The sequence below is a fragment of the Acinetobacter legionensis genome, assembly GCF_057165765.1.
The window spans coordinates 2,670,083-2,686,755 of the sequence record NZ_CM169896.1 but is presented as its reverse complement, the minus strand read 5'-3'; the positions used below and the strand labels follow the sequence as shown (position 1 = coordinate 2,686,755).

Here is a 16,673-nt window from a genome sequence, read left to right as displayed (position 1 = left end):
GAGAAGTTCCTTTTCAAAATCCAGAATTAAAAGTAAGCGGTAAATTTAATGCGACACGACGTTGTAACCATGGGCTAGGGCGATAGCGTGGGTCATAGGTCAGTGTTGAGATACGATTGAGAATGAGTAAGATTTTTTGGCTACCGATATGATCACCCCATTCAATAGGGCCAAATGGATAGCCTAAACCTAAACGGACTGCGGCATTGATATCATCGACACTGGCAATATTTTGTTGTGCAATATCACAACCTAAATTAATCACCATGGCTAAAACACGTTGTGCCACGAAGCCAATACTTTCAGCGATCATGCTGACCATAGCACCATCTAAATTAAACATAGAGTGGGCTGCTTGACGATACTCAGTGTTTGTCGCCAGTGACGGCATTAACGTTCTATGTTTGCTTATGCCATATAGCATATCTATGGCAACAGCTTGTTGTGGATTGACTTTTAAACGTGTCGCTGCTTGGGTGGTATCTTCACCGTAGCAAGCGAGTAAACATAAACTCTCAGGTAATGGTTCTAAACCTGTATCTAAGACAATTTTTTGCTGGATTAAATAATCTTCCAGTTGTTGTTTATCTTCAGAAAAATCAGCTGCAATCCAAACTTTTGGATAGTCTGTTAAACGCTCAACAAACTGTGCGGGTTTTTCACCTGTTTTTGTGCCTGTTTCATAGTGGTAAAAGCCTTGATTAACTTTACGCCCAAGTTGTTTGGCTTCAAGCATTTGTTTGGTCAATGGATTGGGCTTGTAACGGGCTTCTTCATAGTATTGATGATAAATCGACTCCATTACAGGATGTGATACATCCAGTCCTGTTAAATCCATGAGTTCGAATGGTCCCATTCTAAAACCAACACCATCTCTTAAAATGCGGTCAATTTCACTGATGTCACAGACGTTTTCATTTAAGATTTTTAACGCTTCGGTGCCATAGGCGCGCCCCGCATGATTAATAATAAATCCTGGGGTATCTTTGGCAACAACAGGTCGATGACCAAATGCACGTGACAACTCATTTAATGCATCTACAATGCGTGGATCCGTTTTTAATCCTTGGATTACTTCCACAACTTTCATCAGTGGTACCGGATTAAAGAAATGGAAACCGACTACACGTTGTGGTTTTTTACAGTTTGCTGCAATGGCTGTGATTGAAAGCGATGAAGTATTTGAGGCTAAAATAGTGGTGTCTGAAACGATCTCTTCAAGTTGTTGCATCAACGCTTGTTTAATATCTAAACGCTCAATAATCGCTTCCACAATCAAGTCGCAGGCTTTTAAATCTTCAAGTTGCGCTGCAACGATCAAATGTTTGTTGGCATTTTCCGCCTGTTCAGCGCTGATTTTATTTTTATCGACCAGCTTTTGAAAAGTTGCTGCCAGCTTTTCTTTGGCCTGTAGCGCAGCACCTTCTTTGGTATCATATAAATAGGTGGTATGACCTGATTGTGCGGCAATTTGAGCAATACCGCTGCCCATAATACCAACACCAATTACAGCCATGCTTTGAATATCATAAGTCATGTCGATCATCCTGATAACTGATCCAGATTAAACGAAAAATTAGAGACGGAAAAAAATAGAAACGAAAGAAACCAGTACAGTCTGGTGGGTTAACTCAGACATTGTTTATCACCATCAATTGGTAATATTTGTCCAGAAATAGAGCAACCGCTTTCCGAGGCTAAAAATATACACAAATCGGCAATATGCTTTGGATTGACAAAATATTTGAGCGATTGATTTTTAAGTGCATTTTGCGTAACGGCATCCAAAGAAGTTTGAGCGACATCTGCACGCGCTTGTAACACCCGTTGAACACGTTCCCCATCCACTGCACCTGGAAGTATGGCATTGACTCGAATATTGTCTGCACCAAGTTCCATCGACAATGTTTTGGTAAAACCAATTAATCCCCATTTAGAGGTCGCGTAAGCCAAACGATATGGATAGCCCAAACGTCCAGCAATCGATGACATATTGATAATGACACCTGCTTCCGACTGTTTTAAAAAGGGGATAGCGAGTTGGGTGATAGCAAAGGTACTATTTAAATTAAGGTTTAATACTGCACTCCAATCGGCAAAACTCAATTCTTCTGCTGCGATGGTTGGGCCAGAAATCCCTGTATTATTGACCAGAATATCAATATGCCCCAGTTTGCTGATGGCATCACTAAACATAGATTTGATTTCATCATGGTTAGATAAATCACATGCATAAATATGTAGTGCAGGATAGGCCTTTTGGAATTGCGCTAAGCTTTCTGCATTGATATCACAAACGAAAACTTCATCGTGATGCGCTAAGAATGCTTCTGCAATACATCGTCCAATTCCTGAACCGCCTGCACTAATCAATACTTTTCTAGCCATTTCTATTCCATTGTTGTTATCGATTAAACTTATTTGCCTTGATATGATGGTTTTCGTTTTTCAATAAACGCTTGAATGCCTTCATTTTTATCTTCTGTTGAAAACAACAATTGAAATGATTTACGCTCCAATGCCAAACCTGCATTTAATGGAACATCTTCGCTCATTAATGCAACTTCTTTGATTTGTTGTAGGGCAATTGGTGGCATTTTTGCCAGATTTTGCGCCATTTGAATAGCGGTTGAGATGGTCTGGTCATCTTCAGTAACTTGGGAAACCAGTCCAATGCTATATGCTTCTTCTGCTTTGACCATTACACCCGTCATGATCATACGCATCGCGTGAAATTTACCCACTGCACGGAAAAGACGTTGGGTTCCACCTGCGCCAGGCATTAAACCGACTTTAATTTCAGGTTGACCAAAAGTTGCCCCTTTACCCGCAATAATAATGTCGCTATGCATGGCAAGTTCACAACCGCCACCCAGTGCATAACCATTTACAGCAGCAATCACGGGTTTAGGGCATTGCGCAATTGCATTCCAATAACGTTCTGTATGACGTAGTAACATTTCTGTGGAGGTTGCGCTTGCCATTTCTTTTAAGTCTGCACCTGCGGCAAAAACCTCTTCCCCACCTGTGAGCACAATGGCATGGATCTGGTCATTAAAACTTAACTCAGTAAACACTTGAGCCAGTTGCTTACGTACCTGTGTATTTAAGGCATTTTTAGCCTCTGGACGATTAATCTTCACGATTGCTACTTTCTGAACAGAATAGTCAACTTCAATGAAACTGTTCCTTGTTATTTCACTCATTTTTTGATTCCTTGTTTCGCAGATCAAAACTATATTTCTTTAATAATGCGTGTTTTGAAATTTATTTCAAGTATTTTTTACTTGTCTTGATACTTTATCGTCGGTTAGTTTTTCTAAGTGATTGATATTTAATATTGGTAGATCTTAAAATTTCGTTTAACGAAATTAATTTTCAAAAAAGCTTGAAATTTGTGTTTTTAATCTCGTACTATGAAACACATTCGCAGTAAACAAGATTTAAAACAGGGTATCCATTACCCAGCTGGAATAGCTGATGGATGCAATGAAGCTACAAAAGAAGGGAGATCATAGATGATCCGTGATGAAGGAATGTTGCAACAGTTGCTCTCAACAATTCGTGACTTTGTAAAAAATGAATTGATTCCACGCGAACATGAGGTTGCCGAGCAGGACAAAATTCCTGAGGATATTGTGCAACAAATGCGTGAGTTAGGTCTGTTTGGGTTAACTATTCCAGAAGAATATGGTGGATTGGGGATTACCATGGAAGAGGAGGTGAATGTTGCATTTGAGCTTGGACAAACTTCACCGGCATTCCGCTCACTGATTGGTACCAACAATGGTATTGGTTCAAGTGCGATTTTGATTGATGGAACACAAGAACAAAAACAAAAATATCTTCCTCGTTATGCCAGCGGTGAAATTATTGGTTCATTTTGCTTAACCGAACCTGAGGCAGGTTCAGATGCAGCATCTTTAAAAACCAGCGCGGTCAAAGATGGTGATTTTTACGTTTTAAATGGTACTAAACGCTTTATTACCAATGCACCACATGCTGCTACTTTTACCGTGATGGCACGGACTAATCCTGATATTAAAGGTGCCAGTGGTATTTCTGCATTTTTAGTTGAAGCTAACACGCCTGGGATTAGTTTGGGAAAAATCGATCAAAAGATGGGACAAAAAGGTTCTCATACTTGTGATGTAATTTTTGAAAACTGCCGCATTCCAGCATCAGCACTGATTGGTGGGATTGAAGGTATTGGTTTTAAAACCGCAATGAAGGTTTTAGATAAAGGTCGCTTACATATTGGTGCATATAGCGTCGGTGTGGCTGAACGGATGTTAAATGACGCACTTCACTATGCCATTGAGCGTAAACAATTTGGTCAGCCGATTGCTAATTTTCAATTGATCCAAGCCATGCTTGCAGACTCTAAAGCTGAAATTTACGCGGCCAAATGTATGGTGCTCGATGCTGCACGTCGCCGTGATAATGGTGAAAACATTAGTACAGAAGCATCTTGTTCAAAAATGTTTGCCACTGAAATGTGTGGGCGGGTCGCAGATCGTTGCGTACAAATTCACGGTGGTGCTGGTTATATCAGTGAATATGCCATTGAACGTTTTTATCGTGATGTGCGTTTGTTCCGTTTATATGAAGGAACCACGCAAGTTCAACAATTGATTATCGCAAAAAACATGATTAGGGATGCTACAGCCTAATAACAATTAGATGCCATGAGGCAGGGGATGCCTCATATTCCTTCTGAGGATATGGACATGACAACGGAAACAGTTACACAAAATAATAGCGGTAATAATGGTGCTGGAGAGGTGATTCAGACACCCAAAAAGATTTGGATTACAGCCTTTATCTTTGCATTTTTTACTTTGCTTTGTGATGGCGCAGATTTAGGCTTTTTAGCGTTAAGTTTGACCAGTTTAAAGGCTGAGTTTCATCTGAGCGGTGTACAAGCAGGAACATTGGGCAGTTTGACACTGTTAGGTTCCGCTGTGGGGGGATTAGTCGGTGGATGGGCTTGTGATCGCTTTGGCCGAGTGCGCGTGATCGTATTCTTTATTGCTTTTTCTTCTGTTCTGACCTGTGCATTGGGTTTTACGCATTCATATATGCAATTTGCGATTTTAAGAACATTCGGTGCAATGGGCTTAGGCGCACTTTATATTGCCTGTAATATTTTAATGTCTGAAATGGTGCCGACCAAACATCGTTCTACAGTGTTGGCAACACTGATGACGGGCTATACCTTGGGGTCTTTACTTGCGACTTTGTTGGCAGGTCATATTATTCCTGAACATGGCTGGCGTTTCCTATATTGGCTTGCAATTACCCCGATTATTTTATCAGTACTGATGCATTTTATCGTACCTGAGCCTGAGTCATGGAAAAAAGCACGTCAGTTAAAAGTCGTTGCAACGCCACACAATGCACAGCCTGTTAAACGTCAAAACCCGTATTGGGAAATTTTGAAAGATAAGAAACACGGCACCATGTTTGTACTGTGGATTTTGAGTACCGGTGCGTTGCAATTTGGTTATTATGGGGTGAGTAATTGGCTACCGGCTTATTTGGAATCTGATCTAGGAATCAAGTTTAAAGAAATGGCGATGTATATGGTCGGCACTTTCTTAATCATGATGTTTGCCAAAATTATTGCCGGGATTATTGCGGATAAATTAGGTCGCCGTGCTGTATTTGCATTCGGCACAATTGGCACAGCTCTATTTATTCCCGTGATTGTTTACCTTAACACGCCTGCCAATATTTTATGGCTCATGCTGTTCTTTGGTTTTCTATACGGCATACCATATGCAATCAATGCCACGTATATGACTGAAAGTTTTCCAACCTCAATTCGAGGCTCGGCGGTTGGCGGTGCGTATAACATCGGTAAAGTGCTTTCAATTTTCTCTCCATTAACCATCGGTTATTTATCACAACATGGTTCGATTGGTTTAGGACTGTTGGTGATGGCTGGGGCGTACTTTATTTGCGGTGTAATTCCACTGTTATTTATTAAAGACCGACTATTTAACCCGCAAAAGGCAGAGTGACAATTTGACCTGTCACGTCAATTTAAGGATGAAAAGGGACAAGCGAAATGATAAATAAAATCACCAGTGACATTGAACCGATTTTAAAGGCAATTCCTGATGGCGCAACCATCATGACCAGTGGTTTTGGTGTGACAGGTCAGCCTGCGGAACTGATTGAAGCCTTGATCGATTTAGGTAAAAAAGAGCTGACCATTGTCAATAACAATGCTGCCTCTGGTGATCGTGGTTTGACCAAGCTGATCATTGCAGGTTGTGTCAGAAAAATGATCAGTTCATTTCCAAAGTCAGCGGGTTCGACCGTATTTCAAGACTTATATCGTGCAGGAAAGATTGAATTAGAACTGGTTCCACAGGGCAACTTAGCCTGTCGTATTCAAGCGGCGGGTGCAGGGCTAGGTGCAATATTCACACCGACAGGCTATGGCACAAAAGTCGCAGAAGGCAAAGAAACCAGAACCATTAATGGTCGAAACTATGTACTTGAGTATCCGCTTGAAGCTGACTTTGCTTTGATTTATGCCGATCAAGCCGATCGCTGGGGGAATTTGACCTATCGTAAGGCAGCACGCAACTTTGGCCCGATTATGGCAAAAGCGGCAAAAACAACCATTGTTCAAGTGAATCATACGGTAGATTTAGGAAGCCTTGATCCTGAGTGCATTATCACCCCAGGGATTTTTGTACAACATGTTGTCAAAGTAGGAGATATCTAATGTCAATTCAAAAACGTTCTCGTGAAGATATCGCTCAGTTGATTGCTCAGGATATTCCCGAAGGAGCTTATGTCAATTTAGGTATCGGTTTACCCACCAATGTTGCGAAGTATTTACCTCAAGATAAAGAAATCTTTCTACACTCAGAAAATGGGGTTTTGGCCTTTGGCCCGCCACCCAAAGCAGGTGAAGAAGATGAGGACTTGGTCAATGCTGGGAAAGAGTTAGTGACTTTGCTGGATGGTGGTTGCTTTATGCATCATGGAGATTCCTTTGACATTATGCGTGGTGGGCATCTGGATATCTGTGTGATTGGTGCTTTTCAGGTCGCAGTGAATGGTGATTTAGCCAATTGGCATACTGGCAAAGCAGATGATGTTCCTGCTGTAGGGGGGGCAATGGATTTAGCGGTGGGTGCTAAATCAATTTATGTCTATATGGAGCATGTCACCAAAAAGGGCGAAGCTAAAATTGTCGATGTACTGAGTTATCCCCTTACAGGGGAACAGTGTGTAGATCGTATTTATACCGATTTATGCATTATTGAATTAAAAGATCACAAAGCCTATGTCACTGAAATGGTTTCGGGACTGAGTTTTGATGAATTACAGGCAGTAACGGACTGCCCATTGATAGATGTACGAGACGCTTAGTTTATAAGCGTAGGGAAAAAAGCTTCTTTAAGGATTAAAAGATGAAGAAATTAATTTTAGCTACAGCTTGCGCTGTGGCTTCAGGGACTATTTTTGCAAATTCACCAGTGACAGCAGAGCAACGGATTAATTTGTTAGAGACAGAGCTGCAAAAACTCAAAGCAGAACTCGAAGCTCAAAAGCTGTCACAAAATAATTTGCAGGTCAAACAAGCAAAAATTGAAGAAAATGTAGAAAAAAATAAAGCACTTGAAACAGCGAAACCAATTGCACCTTCGTGGGTGACATGGACAGACAATGTTAAAGTCTATGGAATAGCTCGACTTGATGCTGCAGTTGATTTTAAGTCCTCACCAGATTCGGGAGGAAGAACCACCAATAGCTTAAATCGGACTCCATTTGAAAATGACAAACGTTCCGATCATGCCCGTTCAGATACCATGATCAATGCCAGTCGAATCGGAGTGTATTTCAACAGTCCAGATAAGGCTGTAACAGGAAATATTGAAGCCGATTTCTTTGACAGTGCCAATATGGGTACGGGCGATGGTAAATTCCGTATTCGTCATGCTTTCTTTACTTATAAAGATTGGACTTTCGGTCAAACCTGGTCATTGATGTCCAATATGGAAACACGAACAGAGTCTGTCGATTATACTCAGTTTATGGGAACCTCTTATACCCGTACACCTCAAGTGCGCTATGACTGGAAAATAAATAGCAAGAGTGATTTAAAAGTTGCCTTGGAATACACTGGATCACGGGTTTCAGCATTCCCGACATTGACAGGTCGATATACCGTAAAAGCAGGTGCCTTAACGGCTTTGGCTCAAGGTTTTGTCAATGAAAAATCTGTAGATGTTGCAAAAGATACGGTTAAAAAAGTCAGTTGGGGCGCGGGTGCTGGTTTAAAATACCAGCTGACCCCAGCACAATCTGTACAGGCAAATTATCAATATATCGTGGGTGATCAAAAATTCATGCCATATACCACACAAACTGGCCTGACAAATGCAACCAGTTTAAATGCGGCAGGTGATTTTTCTTTAAATGCGCAAAAAACAGATTTAGAGATGAATAAACTCAATAGCTTAAATATAGGGTATTCATATAAATTTAATCCACAATGGCGTGCAAATTTATCTGCATCGATTTTTGATTTTGATGATGATTCAGCTTATGCAAAACTCAATCCTGACGCAAATAAGCGTTTAACGGATTATGCTGCCAATCTGTTTTATTCACCTGCTGAGCAAATTGATATTGGTATGGAATATCATCAAGGTAAGCGTGAAGTGTTTGATGGAAGAACAGCAGATGTCTCTCGCATTAACTTTGTGTCGATGTACAAATTCTAAAATAGGGTGAGCTGCGCAATGGAAAAAATAGTTCAACCTGACACAACGCATATCTTGTCAAAAAGCTTTATTTTCATCATGGCAATGGCATGTGGAATTTGTGCAGGTTCGAACTATTATAACCAGCCTTTGATTTATTCTATTGCAGAAGCTTTACAGGTCAATGCAGAGCAAGTGGCTTTAACAATTGTAATCGGTCAACTCTCTTATGCAGTTGGTCTGTTTATCTTAGTGCCGCTCGGTGATTTTTTTGAAAAGCGTAGCTATATTTGTCTATTGATGTGCTGCACAGGTTTTGCCCAGATCGGACTTTCTTTAAGTCAAAGCTTGCCTGTATTGTATGGTTTTACCTTTTTAGCGACCTTCTTTTCGATTACGACACAAGTCTTGGTACCATTTGCCGCTGGTTTGGCGAGCCCTCAAAAAAGCCCGCAAATTGTCGGAACACTGATGAGTGGTTTGTTTTTAGGCATTCTCTTGGCAAGATCAATCGCAGGCTTGCTTTCGACTGTTTGGTCATGGCATGCGGTGTATTTACTCAGTGGTATTGTGATTTTAGCTTTTGCAGTAGTGATGTGGCTTAAATTACCCGTTGCTCGAAAATCTCATCAATTAACAGTAATGCAAATTTATCGTTCATTGTTTACATTGGCCGTTGATCAGCCACATTTAATCCGCCGCGGTTTGGCAGGTGGGATCGGCTTTGGTATATTGGCGCTGATCTTTACCACCATGACGTTTATTCTTGCCAATGCGCCTTATCATTTTAATGATTTCCAAATTGGTTTATTTGGCATAGTTGGTTTGGCTGGTGTGTTTGCAACCCCGTGGGCTGGGAAACAAATTGCCAAAGGATTGGAAAATAAAGTTGCACTGATTTGTATGTGGTTTTTGGTACTTGCATGGATTCCACTATTTTTTGCTCAGCAGTCTTTGCTGGCTTATGCAGGAGGTGTGATTTTGGCTTATTTTGGTTTATCGGCCTTTCATGTACTTAACCAAAATCTGGTCTATCGAATTTCAACACAAGCACGTTCTCGGATTAATTCTATTTATATGACACTGTATTTTGGTGGTGCTGCACTGGGTTCGTTGGTTGCGGTCTACACATGGAAACACTGGGGATGGAGTGTCTGTGTGGTTGTGGGTTTAGCCATGGCAATTCTAAGTTTTATAATTGACCGAATAGATTTTTATGTAATGAAGAAAACAGTAATAAAAGATTGATCCCACGCAGTACCTTATGCTGTAAACAAAGCAGTGCTCAATTTTGGCTTAGAACGCAAGCCATTTATGAAATGTCATCAGACCCTAAGCCCTTTGAGGGCTTAGTCTTTTTATTACTTTCGTATGATCATCAGAGTTGCTGTCGCAAAAGCATAAATTTTACCATTTTCATCCACAATTTTACCTTCTGTAGTAATGATATTACGTCCAGCATTAATCAGTTCAGCTTGTGCGTAGTAGGCAGTATTGATCTGCATTGGCCGAATCATTTTCACATTGAGATCAATCGTGCCATAACCAACGCCATGTTCCAGCAAGGTATGCGCTGCACTTCCCGTTGCAGTATCTAAAGCAGTCGCACAAAAACCGCCATGGATTGTTCCTTGTATATTTCGATGCGCTTGACTTGGCGTAACCTTATACGTCGCTTTGCCTTTAGAAACTTCGATTAACTGCATAGGAATGGTTTGCGCCATAGGTGATGCTGAAATTTCACCATTTTTTAAAGCCGTTAAGAACTCAAGACCTGTGTATTGAGGGTTATCCATAAATCATCCTTGGAGTGTTAAGCGATCTAATTACCATACTATAAAAATTAATTTTACGAAATAATATTTTGCTATACAAAATTATTTTTTTAATCAAATATTATGCTTGGATTTTGGTTTAATTGAATATTTTTTGTTAAAATACAGCTTTGTGTGTCGTTTTGTCATGTTTTTGGCGGTATTTTTGAATAAAATTAGTTGATTAAAATGAAAATAAATTTTGCAATAAGAAATTTATTTGATATTTTTAAACAATCGTAAAATAAAATTGTCATCTAAGGGAAATCATCTCTATCTGCATCATCGGCAGAAGAATTGAAAGGGAAACACTATGCCTTTATACAAAGCACCACTGCGTGATATGCAATTTGTACTGCATGAAATGTTGCAAACAGAAGAAAACTACCAAAAACTACCAAAATATCAGGAAACGGTTAGTCGTGAATTGATCAATCAATATTTAGATGCCGCAGCAGACTTTTGTGAAAATGAGCTTGCACCCATCAATCAAAATGGTGACCAGGAAGGTTGTCACTTAAATCAAGGTGTCGTCACAACCCCAGCGGGATTTAAGCAGGCATATCATAAATATACGGAATTGGGTTTTACCTCACTCACAGCAGATCCTGAATATGGCGGTCAAGGTTTACCCACATTATTGCGTATTGCAATCTCAGAAATGCTGTGTGGTTCTAACTGGGCTTGGGCGATGTATCCTGGCTTATCGCATGGTGCAATGCGTACCATTGAACATCATGGTACAGCAGAACAGAAGCAACAATTTTTAAGTAAACTGATTAGTGGCGTTTGGACAGGGACAATGTGTCTAACTGAGTCACATGCGGGTTCAGATTTAGGTTTGATCCGCACCAAGGCCGAACCAAACCCTGATGGAAGTTATGCAATTACTGGCGAGAAAATCTTCATTTCTGCTGGGGAACATGATCTGTCAGAAAATATTATTCATATTGTTTTAGCCCGATTACCACAAGCACCAACGGGGACTAAAGGAATTTCACTGTTTATCGTGCCTAAATTTAACCTCGATGATGCAGGTGATTGCCAAGATCGTAATAATGTTATCTGTAGTGCGATCGAACATAAGATGGGAATTCATGGTAATGCAACTTGTGTTTTAAATTTTGATGGGGCCAAGGGCTATTTAATTGGACCTGAAAACCGTGGGCTAAATTGTATGTTTACCTTTATGAATACAGCACGCATTGGAACAGCTGTACAAGGGTTGGCGGCTTCGGAGATTTCATTTCAAGGTGCGCTGAGTTATGCCAAAGAACGGTTGGCGATGCGTGCTTTATCAGGCGCAAAATACCCAGATAAAAATGCTGATCCGATTATTGTGCATCCAGCTGTGCGTTCGATGTTAATGACGCAAAAAGCCTTTTCTGAAGGTGGTCGAGCACTGGCATATTTTCTGGCTCAGCATGTTGATATTGTTGAAACGTCCAATGATCCTGAACAACAGAAAATCTCAGATGAATTGTTGGCATTTTTAACCCCGATTGCCAAAGCTTTTTTAACTGAATCAGGCAATGAAGCGGCAAAACACGGCGTACAAATTTTTGGTGGGCATGGATTTATTGTTGAACATGGCATGGAGCAAATTGTTCGTGATGCCCGTATCTCAACCTTGTATGAGGGAACCACAGAGATTCAGTCTTTAGATTTGCTGGCACGTAAGGTGCTCAAGTCGGATGGCAAACTATTAAAAAATATGACTGATTTAATTGAGCAGTTTATTGCAGCCAACCAATCAAATACCGTATTGGCAGCTTATCTGGAAAAACTGGCGGAACTCAAGCAACAGTGGCTGTCAATTACAGACAGTGTTGCCAAAAAAGCACAGCAAAACCCAGAAGAAATTGGCGCTGTTTCAGTTGATTATCTGTATTTCTCTAGCTATGTCGTGTTTGCTTATCTTTGGGCACGTATGGCGCAAGTAGCAGATGAAAAGTTAAGTCAAGCAACACCGGACGAAAAATTTTATCAGGCTAAATTAACCACAGCAAAATTTTTCTTTCAAAAATTATTACACCGTACCCAAAGCCATGCGGCTTCTATCGCATCGGGTGCTGAAGCGGTAATGGAATTAGAACAAGATGACTTTTCTTTTTAAGCAGGGTCAGGATGTTTTTTTATTTAAATGAGTAAAAATAAATGGATTTTCAACATATTTTGATTCGTCAGGAAAATCGGGTGGGCTATTTAACCTTAAACCGTCCCGAGGTGCTCAATAGTTTTAATGAGCAAATGCATCGTGAAATTGCTGCAATTTTAGACCTGTGGGCGGTTTCTACTGAGATTAAAGCCATTGTAATCTCTGGTTCAGGTAAGGGCTTCTGTGCAGGTCAGGATTTAAGAACGAGAAATAAAGAGGTGATAAGTGCAGCTGATTATGATGCAGGTGCTGCCTTAGAAAAATTTTATAATCCGTTAGTCATTAAAATTTCCAATATGACTAAACCTGTTGTGGCTGCGATCAATGGCGTAGCGGCTGGTGCAGGGGCGAACTTGGCTTTGGCTTGCGATATTGTTGTGGCCAAGCAATCTGCTACGTTTATACAATCTTTTTGCAAAGTCGGTTTAATCCCAGATGCAGGTGGGACGTGGAATTTGCCACATCTGGTGGGGCTTGCCCGAGCCAAAGGTTTGACCATGTTCGGGGATAAGTTATCTGCCCAGAAAGCCTTGAGTTGGGGGCTTATTTGGGAGGTCTATGAAGATGATGCTTTTGACCAAAGCGTGATTGAATTGGCGGAACGTTTGGCAGAGCAACCAAGCAGTTCGATTTCGCTAATTAAAAAGGCCTTAAATACTGCCTCGCAAAATACTTTGGCTGAACAGTTACAGTTGGAACGAGAGTTACAGCGTATTGCTGGACAATCAGACAATTATAAAGAGGGTGTTGCGGCCTTTATCGAAAAAAGGAAAGCTAATTTTAATTGATCAAATCTATGCCTAATCATGTTTAACCAGTAAAAATTAACAAAAAAAGCACTCTTTTTGGAGAGTGCTTTAAAATAAGTAATCACTAGTTTTGATCGTTATTTACATGCTGGTTTTTAACCTTAGCAAGCTAAATAGAGCTTTTATTTTTTATATATGAAGTAAGTCGCGAGAAGAGAAGGAATACCAAAATTAAGTAAAAATATTAAGAATTCTTCTTTAACCGCATATCCTGCTTGTATGCCCATATACATATTCCAGCTCATTGCTACAAACCAAATCAAGATGAACAGAATAAAAAATAATGTCTGGTTAAAGCGACCACGTAATATTCGACTTATAAAAAGAATTGCAAGGAGTAGCATTATACCGATGAGAATCGTATAGAAAGTTCGCATGTTGGGTCACCATATGAATTAGCGATTGTTTATATTTTTCATTCGTTGTACTGAAATTGCTTTACCACATTTGTTTTAACTTTATTTTATTGTTGAGCATAATACTTCCCTTATTTGGGCGACTTAATGATTAAAGTAGCGAATAAGACAACGATAACTGTTTTTAGTAGAAGAATAATGATATGAAACTAGGCATGTCTATTCGAATTTTCGAACAATCTAAAAGCTAATGGGCAATTTGATGTATGGTTAAGCTGTCAAAACTCAGACACAAAAATATAATTGTTTGATTATAAAATATTGCAATGCCACACCTTATATTCAAAGTTTAAATCCCTTTGCGTAGGCGATGCCTCACTTTTCAGAGATGAAAAGATGACAAAAATCTTCCGTTTAACAGGGCTCTTGCGCTGCAAACAAAGCAGTGCTTTATTTTTGCTCATATACCCCCGCCCAACGGCGACATCCATGTCGCCGCACGGTAGGATCACCATCTAGGGTTCAAAAATACAAAAAATAAATTGATAATCAATAGTTTCTAAAAGTTCATAAAAAACATAAGCTTCATTTATAATCAAAGATTTGAGGGGAATCACTTGTATGAATAATTAGGTGGTTTGACTATAATTCAAAAATAAGCAACAAGGTTCAGTCTGAAATTGTTGCTTGGGATGCTTTGAAATGTTGATTCAATTTTGGAGCGGGAAGGTCAATGATCCTGTTTCCCTTGGCTAAACTTTTGAAGACTAAATTCTCCAGATGAGAATTCTGGAGAATCAATGAAGATCACTTTTGTAAAATCCGATTAAGGCAAATCTAATTCTTTACGCATCTTTAAAGATCGCAGTAATGCCTGATCACGAAGTAATTGAAGATTCTTATCGCCTAGTTTTTTAACAAACTGTTGAGTTTCTTCATTCAGCATCTCAATTTTTTCTTCAGACAAGGTATAAGGGTGCATATCAGCCCACCATTCAGACATCGGTTCACCTAAATGATGCATAGCGGCTTTAAATCCATGTTGATTGGCCAACTGCATATTTAAATAAGGACCAAATATTGCCCAACGTAATCCGGGGCCATTGGTGATGGCGATATCAATATCTTCTGCGCTACATACACCTTCAGAAACCAGATAAAATGCTTCTCTCCAAATTGCAGACTGTAAACGATTGGCGACATGCCCTTTAACTTCTTTCTGAATTAAAATCGGTTTTTTTCCCAATAATGTATAAAACTCAAAAGCATCATGAATATAGTTCGCTTGGGTTTTTTCTCCACCAATAATCTCAACCAAAGGTAATAAGTGTGGCGGGTTAAAAGGATGACCCAGTACGATTCTTTCAGGATAAAGGCAATCATGTTGAATATCTGAGATTTTTAATCCAGATGAACTTGAAGCGATAATGCTATCTTTGGGGCAGTTTTGAGTGAGCTGTGCATATAAGTCTTTTTTTAGATCAATCCGCTCTGGACCATTTTCTTGAATAAAATCGGCATCTTTTACCGCATCTGTTAGATTTTGATAAAAAGTGAGATTTTTTAAAGTGTCTGAAACATAACAGTCAGAAGAGGTGGTTTGCTCTTCAGCCAACTCGAACAGATCCAGTAAATAGGTCTGAACTCTATTTTTTAAATTTAATTCTGCATCAGCTGCAGGATCAAAAGCATTCACCTGAAATCCTTTACTTAAATAGAATGCTGCCCAACTTGCACCAATAACACCAGTACCGATAATGGCAACTTTATTTATGGGTTTCATATATTCATTTTCCTTGAATAACTTGAGAACGTTGGATTGTCTAGCTATGACACATGACAAAGTGAGCCTTTCACTTTGATAAAAACTAAAGATAGAAAAACTAAAAAACAGTAGGGGAGGATTTCCCCCTACAAATGAATATGTATTACATCTGGTTAGATGATTTACATAGAGACAAATTCATGCTCATTGCAATCATCAACTGTATTACTGAGCGGTATAACCACCATCCATAACCACTGCTTGACCTGTCACCCCCGCCGCTTTTTCACTCGCCAAGAAAACGGCATAATCTGCAATTTCTTCAACATTGAGTAAGCGCTTTTGTGGCACCATGGCTAAAATGACATCTTCAAGTGCACTTGTTTCGCTGACATTACGGGTTTTGGCTAAATCTTTAATTTGACCACGTACCAAAGGTGTGTCGACATAACCTGGGCATAATGCATTGACCGTGATTCCATCACGAGCAGATTCTAACGCTGCAACTTTAGTTAAACCAATCACCCCATGTTTGGCACTGTTATAACCCGCTTTTCCAGCAAAACCGATTAAACCATTGATCGAAGCCATATTGATAATACGGCCATAGTTTTGTGCCTTCATGATTGGAAATGCATGCTTAATTCCAATAAAAGAACCCACCAGCATGACATTCAGTAGTTTTTGATAAATGGCAGTTGGAAACTCTTCTATGGCAGCAACATGTTGAAAACCAGCATTATTGATCAAAATATCCAAACGACCAAAGGTGGTATGTGCTAGACCAATAGCAGCAGCATAAGCATCTTCATCTGAAACATCACAAGGTGCAGATAAGGCTTCAAATCCATCAGTTGTTAAGGCTAAAACTGCTTCATTACACTTGTCCGCATTCATATCTGAAATCACCACTTTTGCACCTTCAAGGGCAAATTTTTTGGCAATTTCAAGTCCAATACCACTTGCTGAACCTGTGATAAATGCAACTTTATCTTTGAGAAGTTGACTCATTATTGACTCCCTGTGTTCATTTTGAAGA

General features: G+C 39.8%; 14 protein-coding genes. 8 read left to right on the top strand and 6 right to left on the bottom strand.

Translation table 11 applies throughout. The features are described from left to right. Positions 1–13: 13 nt before the first annotated feature. The 3 genes from AC2G3J_RS12325 to AC2G3J_RS12315 form a co-directional block, all read right to left on the bottom strand. Complete coding sequence (locus AC2G3J_RS12325; RefSeq protein ID WP_483770052.1) at positions 14–1,537, bottom strand: 3-hydroxyacyl-CoA dehydrogenase; 1,524 nt, start codon at positions 1,535–1,537, stop codon at positions 14–16. An 89-nt stretch (positions 1,538–1,626) separates the two neighbouring features. Further along, positions 1,627–2,388, bottom strand: coding sequence for an SDR family oxidoreductase (locus tag AC2G3J_RS12320; protein WP_483770051.1), 762 nt, complete (start codon positions 2,386–2,388; stop codon positions 1,627–1,629). A 29-nt stretch (positions 2,389–2,417) separates the two neighbouring features. Then, positions 2,418–3,206, bottom strand: a complete 789-nt coding sequence (locus AC2G3J_RS12315; RefSeq protein WP_336954798.1) for an enoyl-CoA hydratase — start codon at positions 3,204–3,206, stop codon at positions 2,418–2,420. A 312-nt stretch (positions 3,207–3,518) separates the two neighbouring features. Between AC2G3J_RS12315 and AC2G3J_RS12310 the strand changes: the two genes are divergently transcribed. The 6 genes from AC2G3J_RS12310 to AC2G3J_RS12285 are packed head-to-tail and all read left to right on the top strand — an operon-like array spanning position 3,519 to position 9,980. Continuing rightward, complete coding sequence (locus AC2G3J_RS12310) at positions 3,519–4,673, top strand: acyl-CoA dehydrogenase family protein (protein ID WP_336954797.1); 1,155 nt, start codon at positions 3,519–3,521, stop codon at positions 4,671–4,673. A 57-nt stretch (positions 4,674–4,730) separates the two neighbouring features. After that, positions 4,731–6,026, top strand: coding sequence for an MFS transporter (locus AC2G3J_RS12305; RefSeq protein WP_336954796.1), 1,296 nt, complete (start codon positions 4,731–4,733; stop codon positions 6,024–6,026). A 47-nt stretch (positions 6,027–6,073) separates the two neighbouring features. Beyond that, positions 6,074–6,742: a 3-oxoacid CoA-transferase subunit A gene (locus AC2G3J_RS12300; protein WP_004721455.1), complete on the top strand. Its 669-nt coding sequence runs from the start codon at positions 6,074–6,076 to the stop codon at positions 6,740–6,742. Further along, positions 6,742–7,395 (top strand): 3-oxoacid CoA-transferase subunit B, encoded by a 654-nt coding sequence (locus tag AC2G3J_RS12295; protein ID WP_483770050.1) that lies wholly within the window; start codon positions 6,742–6,744, stop codon positions 7,393–7,395. Before AC2G3J_RS12300 ends, AC2G3J_RS12295 begins: the two co-directional genes overlap by 1 nt. Positions 7,396–7,436: 41 nt before the next feature. Then, positions 7,437–8,753: an outer membrane trimeric porin-like protein DcaP gene (gene dcaP, locus AC2G3J_RS12290; protein WP_483770049.1), complete on the top strand. Its 1,317-nt coding sequence runs from the start codon at positions 7,437–7,439 to the stop codon at positions 8,751–8,753. 18 nt (positions 8,754–8,771) lie between these two features. Next, complete coding sequence (locus AC2G3J_RS12285) at positions 8,772–9,980, top strand: MFS transporter (RefSeq protein ID WP_483770048.1); 1,209 nt, start codon at positions 8,772–8,774, stop codon at positions 9,978–9,980. 113 nt (positions 9,981–10,093) lie between these two features. Here the strand turns inward: AC2G3J_RS12285 and AC2G3J_RS12280 are convergent, their stop codons facing one another. Next, a complete protein-coding gene (locus AC2G3J_RS12280; RefSeq protein ID WP_336954791.1) occupies positions 10,094–10,528 on the bottom strand; it encodes a PaaI family thioesterase in 435 nt (144 codons plus the stop codon). A gap of 331 nt (positions 10,529–10,859) precedes the next feature. Here AC2G3J_RS12280 and AC2G3J_RS12275 point away from each other — a divergent pair, with 331 nt between their 5' ends. Together AC2G3J_RS12275 and paaG are read left to right on the top strand one after the other, a co-directional pair. Continuing rightward, entirely contained in the window at positions 10,860–12,662 is a 1,803-nt protein-coding gene (locus tag AC2G3J_RS12275) for an acyl-CoA dehydrogenase C-terminal domain-containing protein (RefSeq protein WP_419360273.1), read from the top strand. 41 nt (positions 12,663–12,703) lie between these two features. Continuing rightward, positions 12,704–13,492 (top strand): 2-(1,2-epoxy-1,2-dihydrophenyl)acetyl-CoA isomerase PaaG, encoded by a 789-nt coding sequence (paaG, locus tag AC2G3J_RS12270; protein ID WP_419360274.1) that lies wholly within the window; start codon positions 12,704–12,706, stop codon positions 13,490–13,492. 1,203 nt (positions 13,493–14,695) lie between these two features. Here the strand turns inward: paaG and AC2G3J_RS12265 are convergent. Further along, positions 14,696–15,652 carry a 3-hydroxyacyl-CoA dehydrogenase NAD-binding domain-containing protein gene (locus AC2G3J_RS12265; RefSeq protein ID WP_336954726.1) on the bottom strand — a complete coding sequence of 319 codons (957 nt, stop codon included), beginning with the start codon at positions 15,650–15,652 and terminating at the stop codon, positions 14,696–14,698. A gap of 207 nt (positions 15,653–15,859) precedes the next feature. Next, complete coding sequence (locus AC2G3J_RS12260; protein WP_483770047.1) at positions 15,860–16,645, bottom strand: 3-hydroxybutyrate dehydrogenase; 786 nt, start codon at positions 16,643–16,645, stop codon at positions 15,860–15,862. Positions 16,646–16,673: the final 28 nt, after the last annotated feature.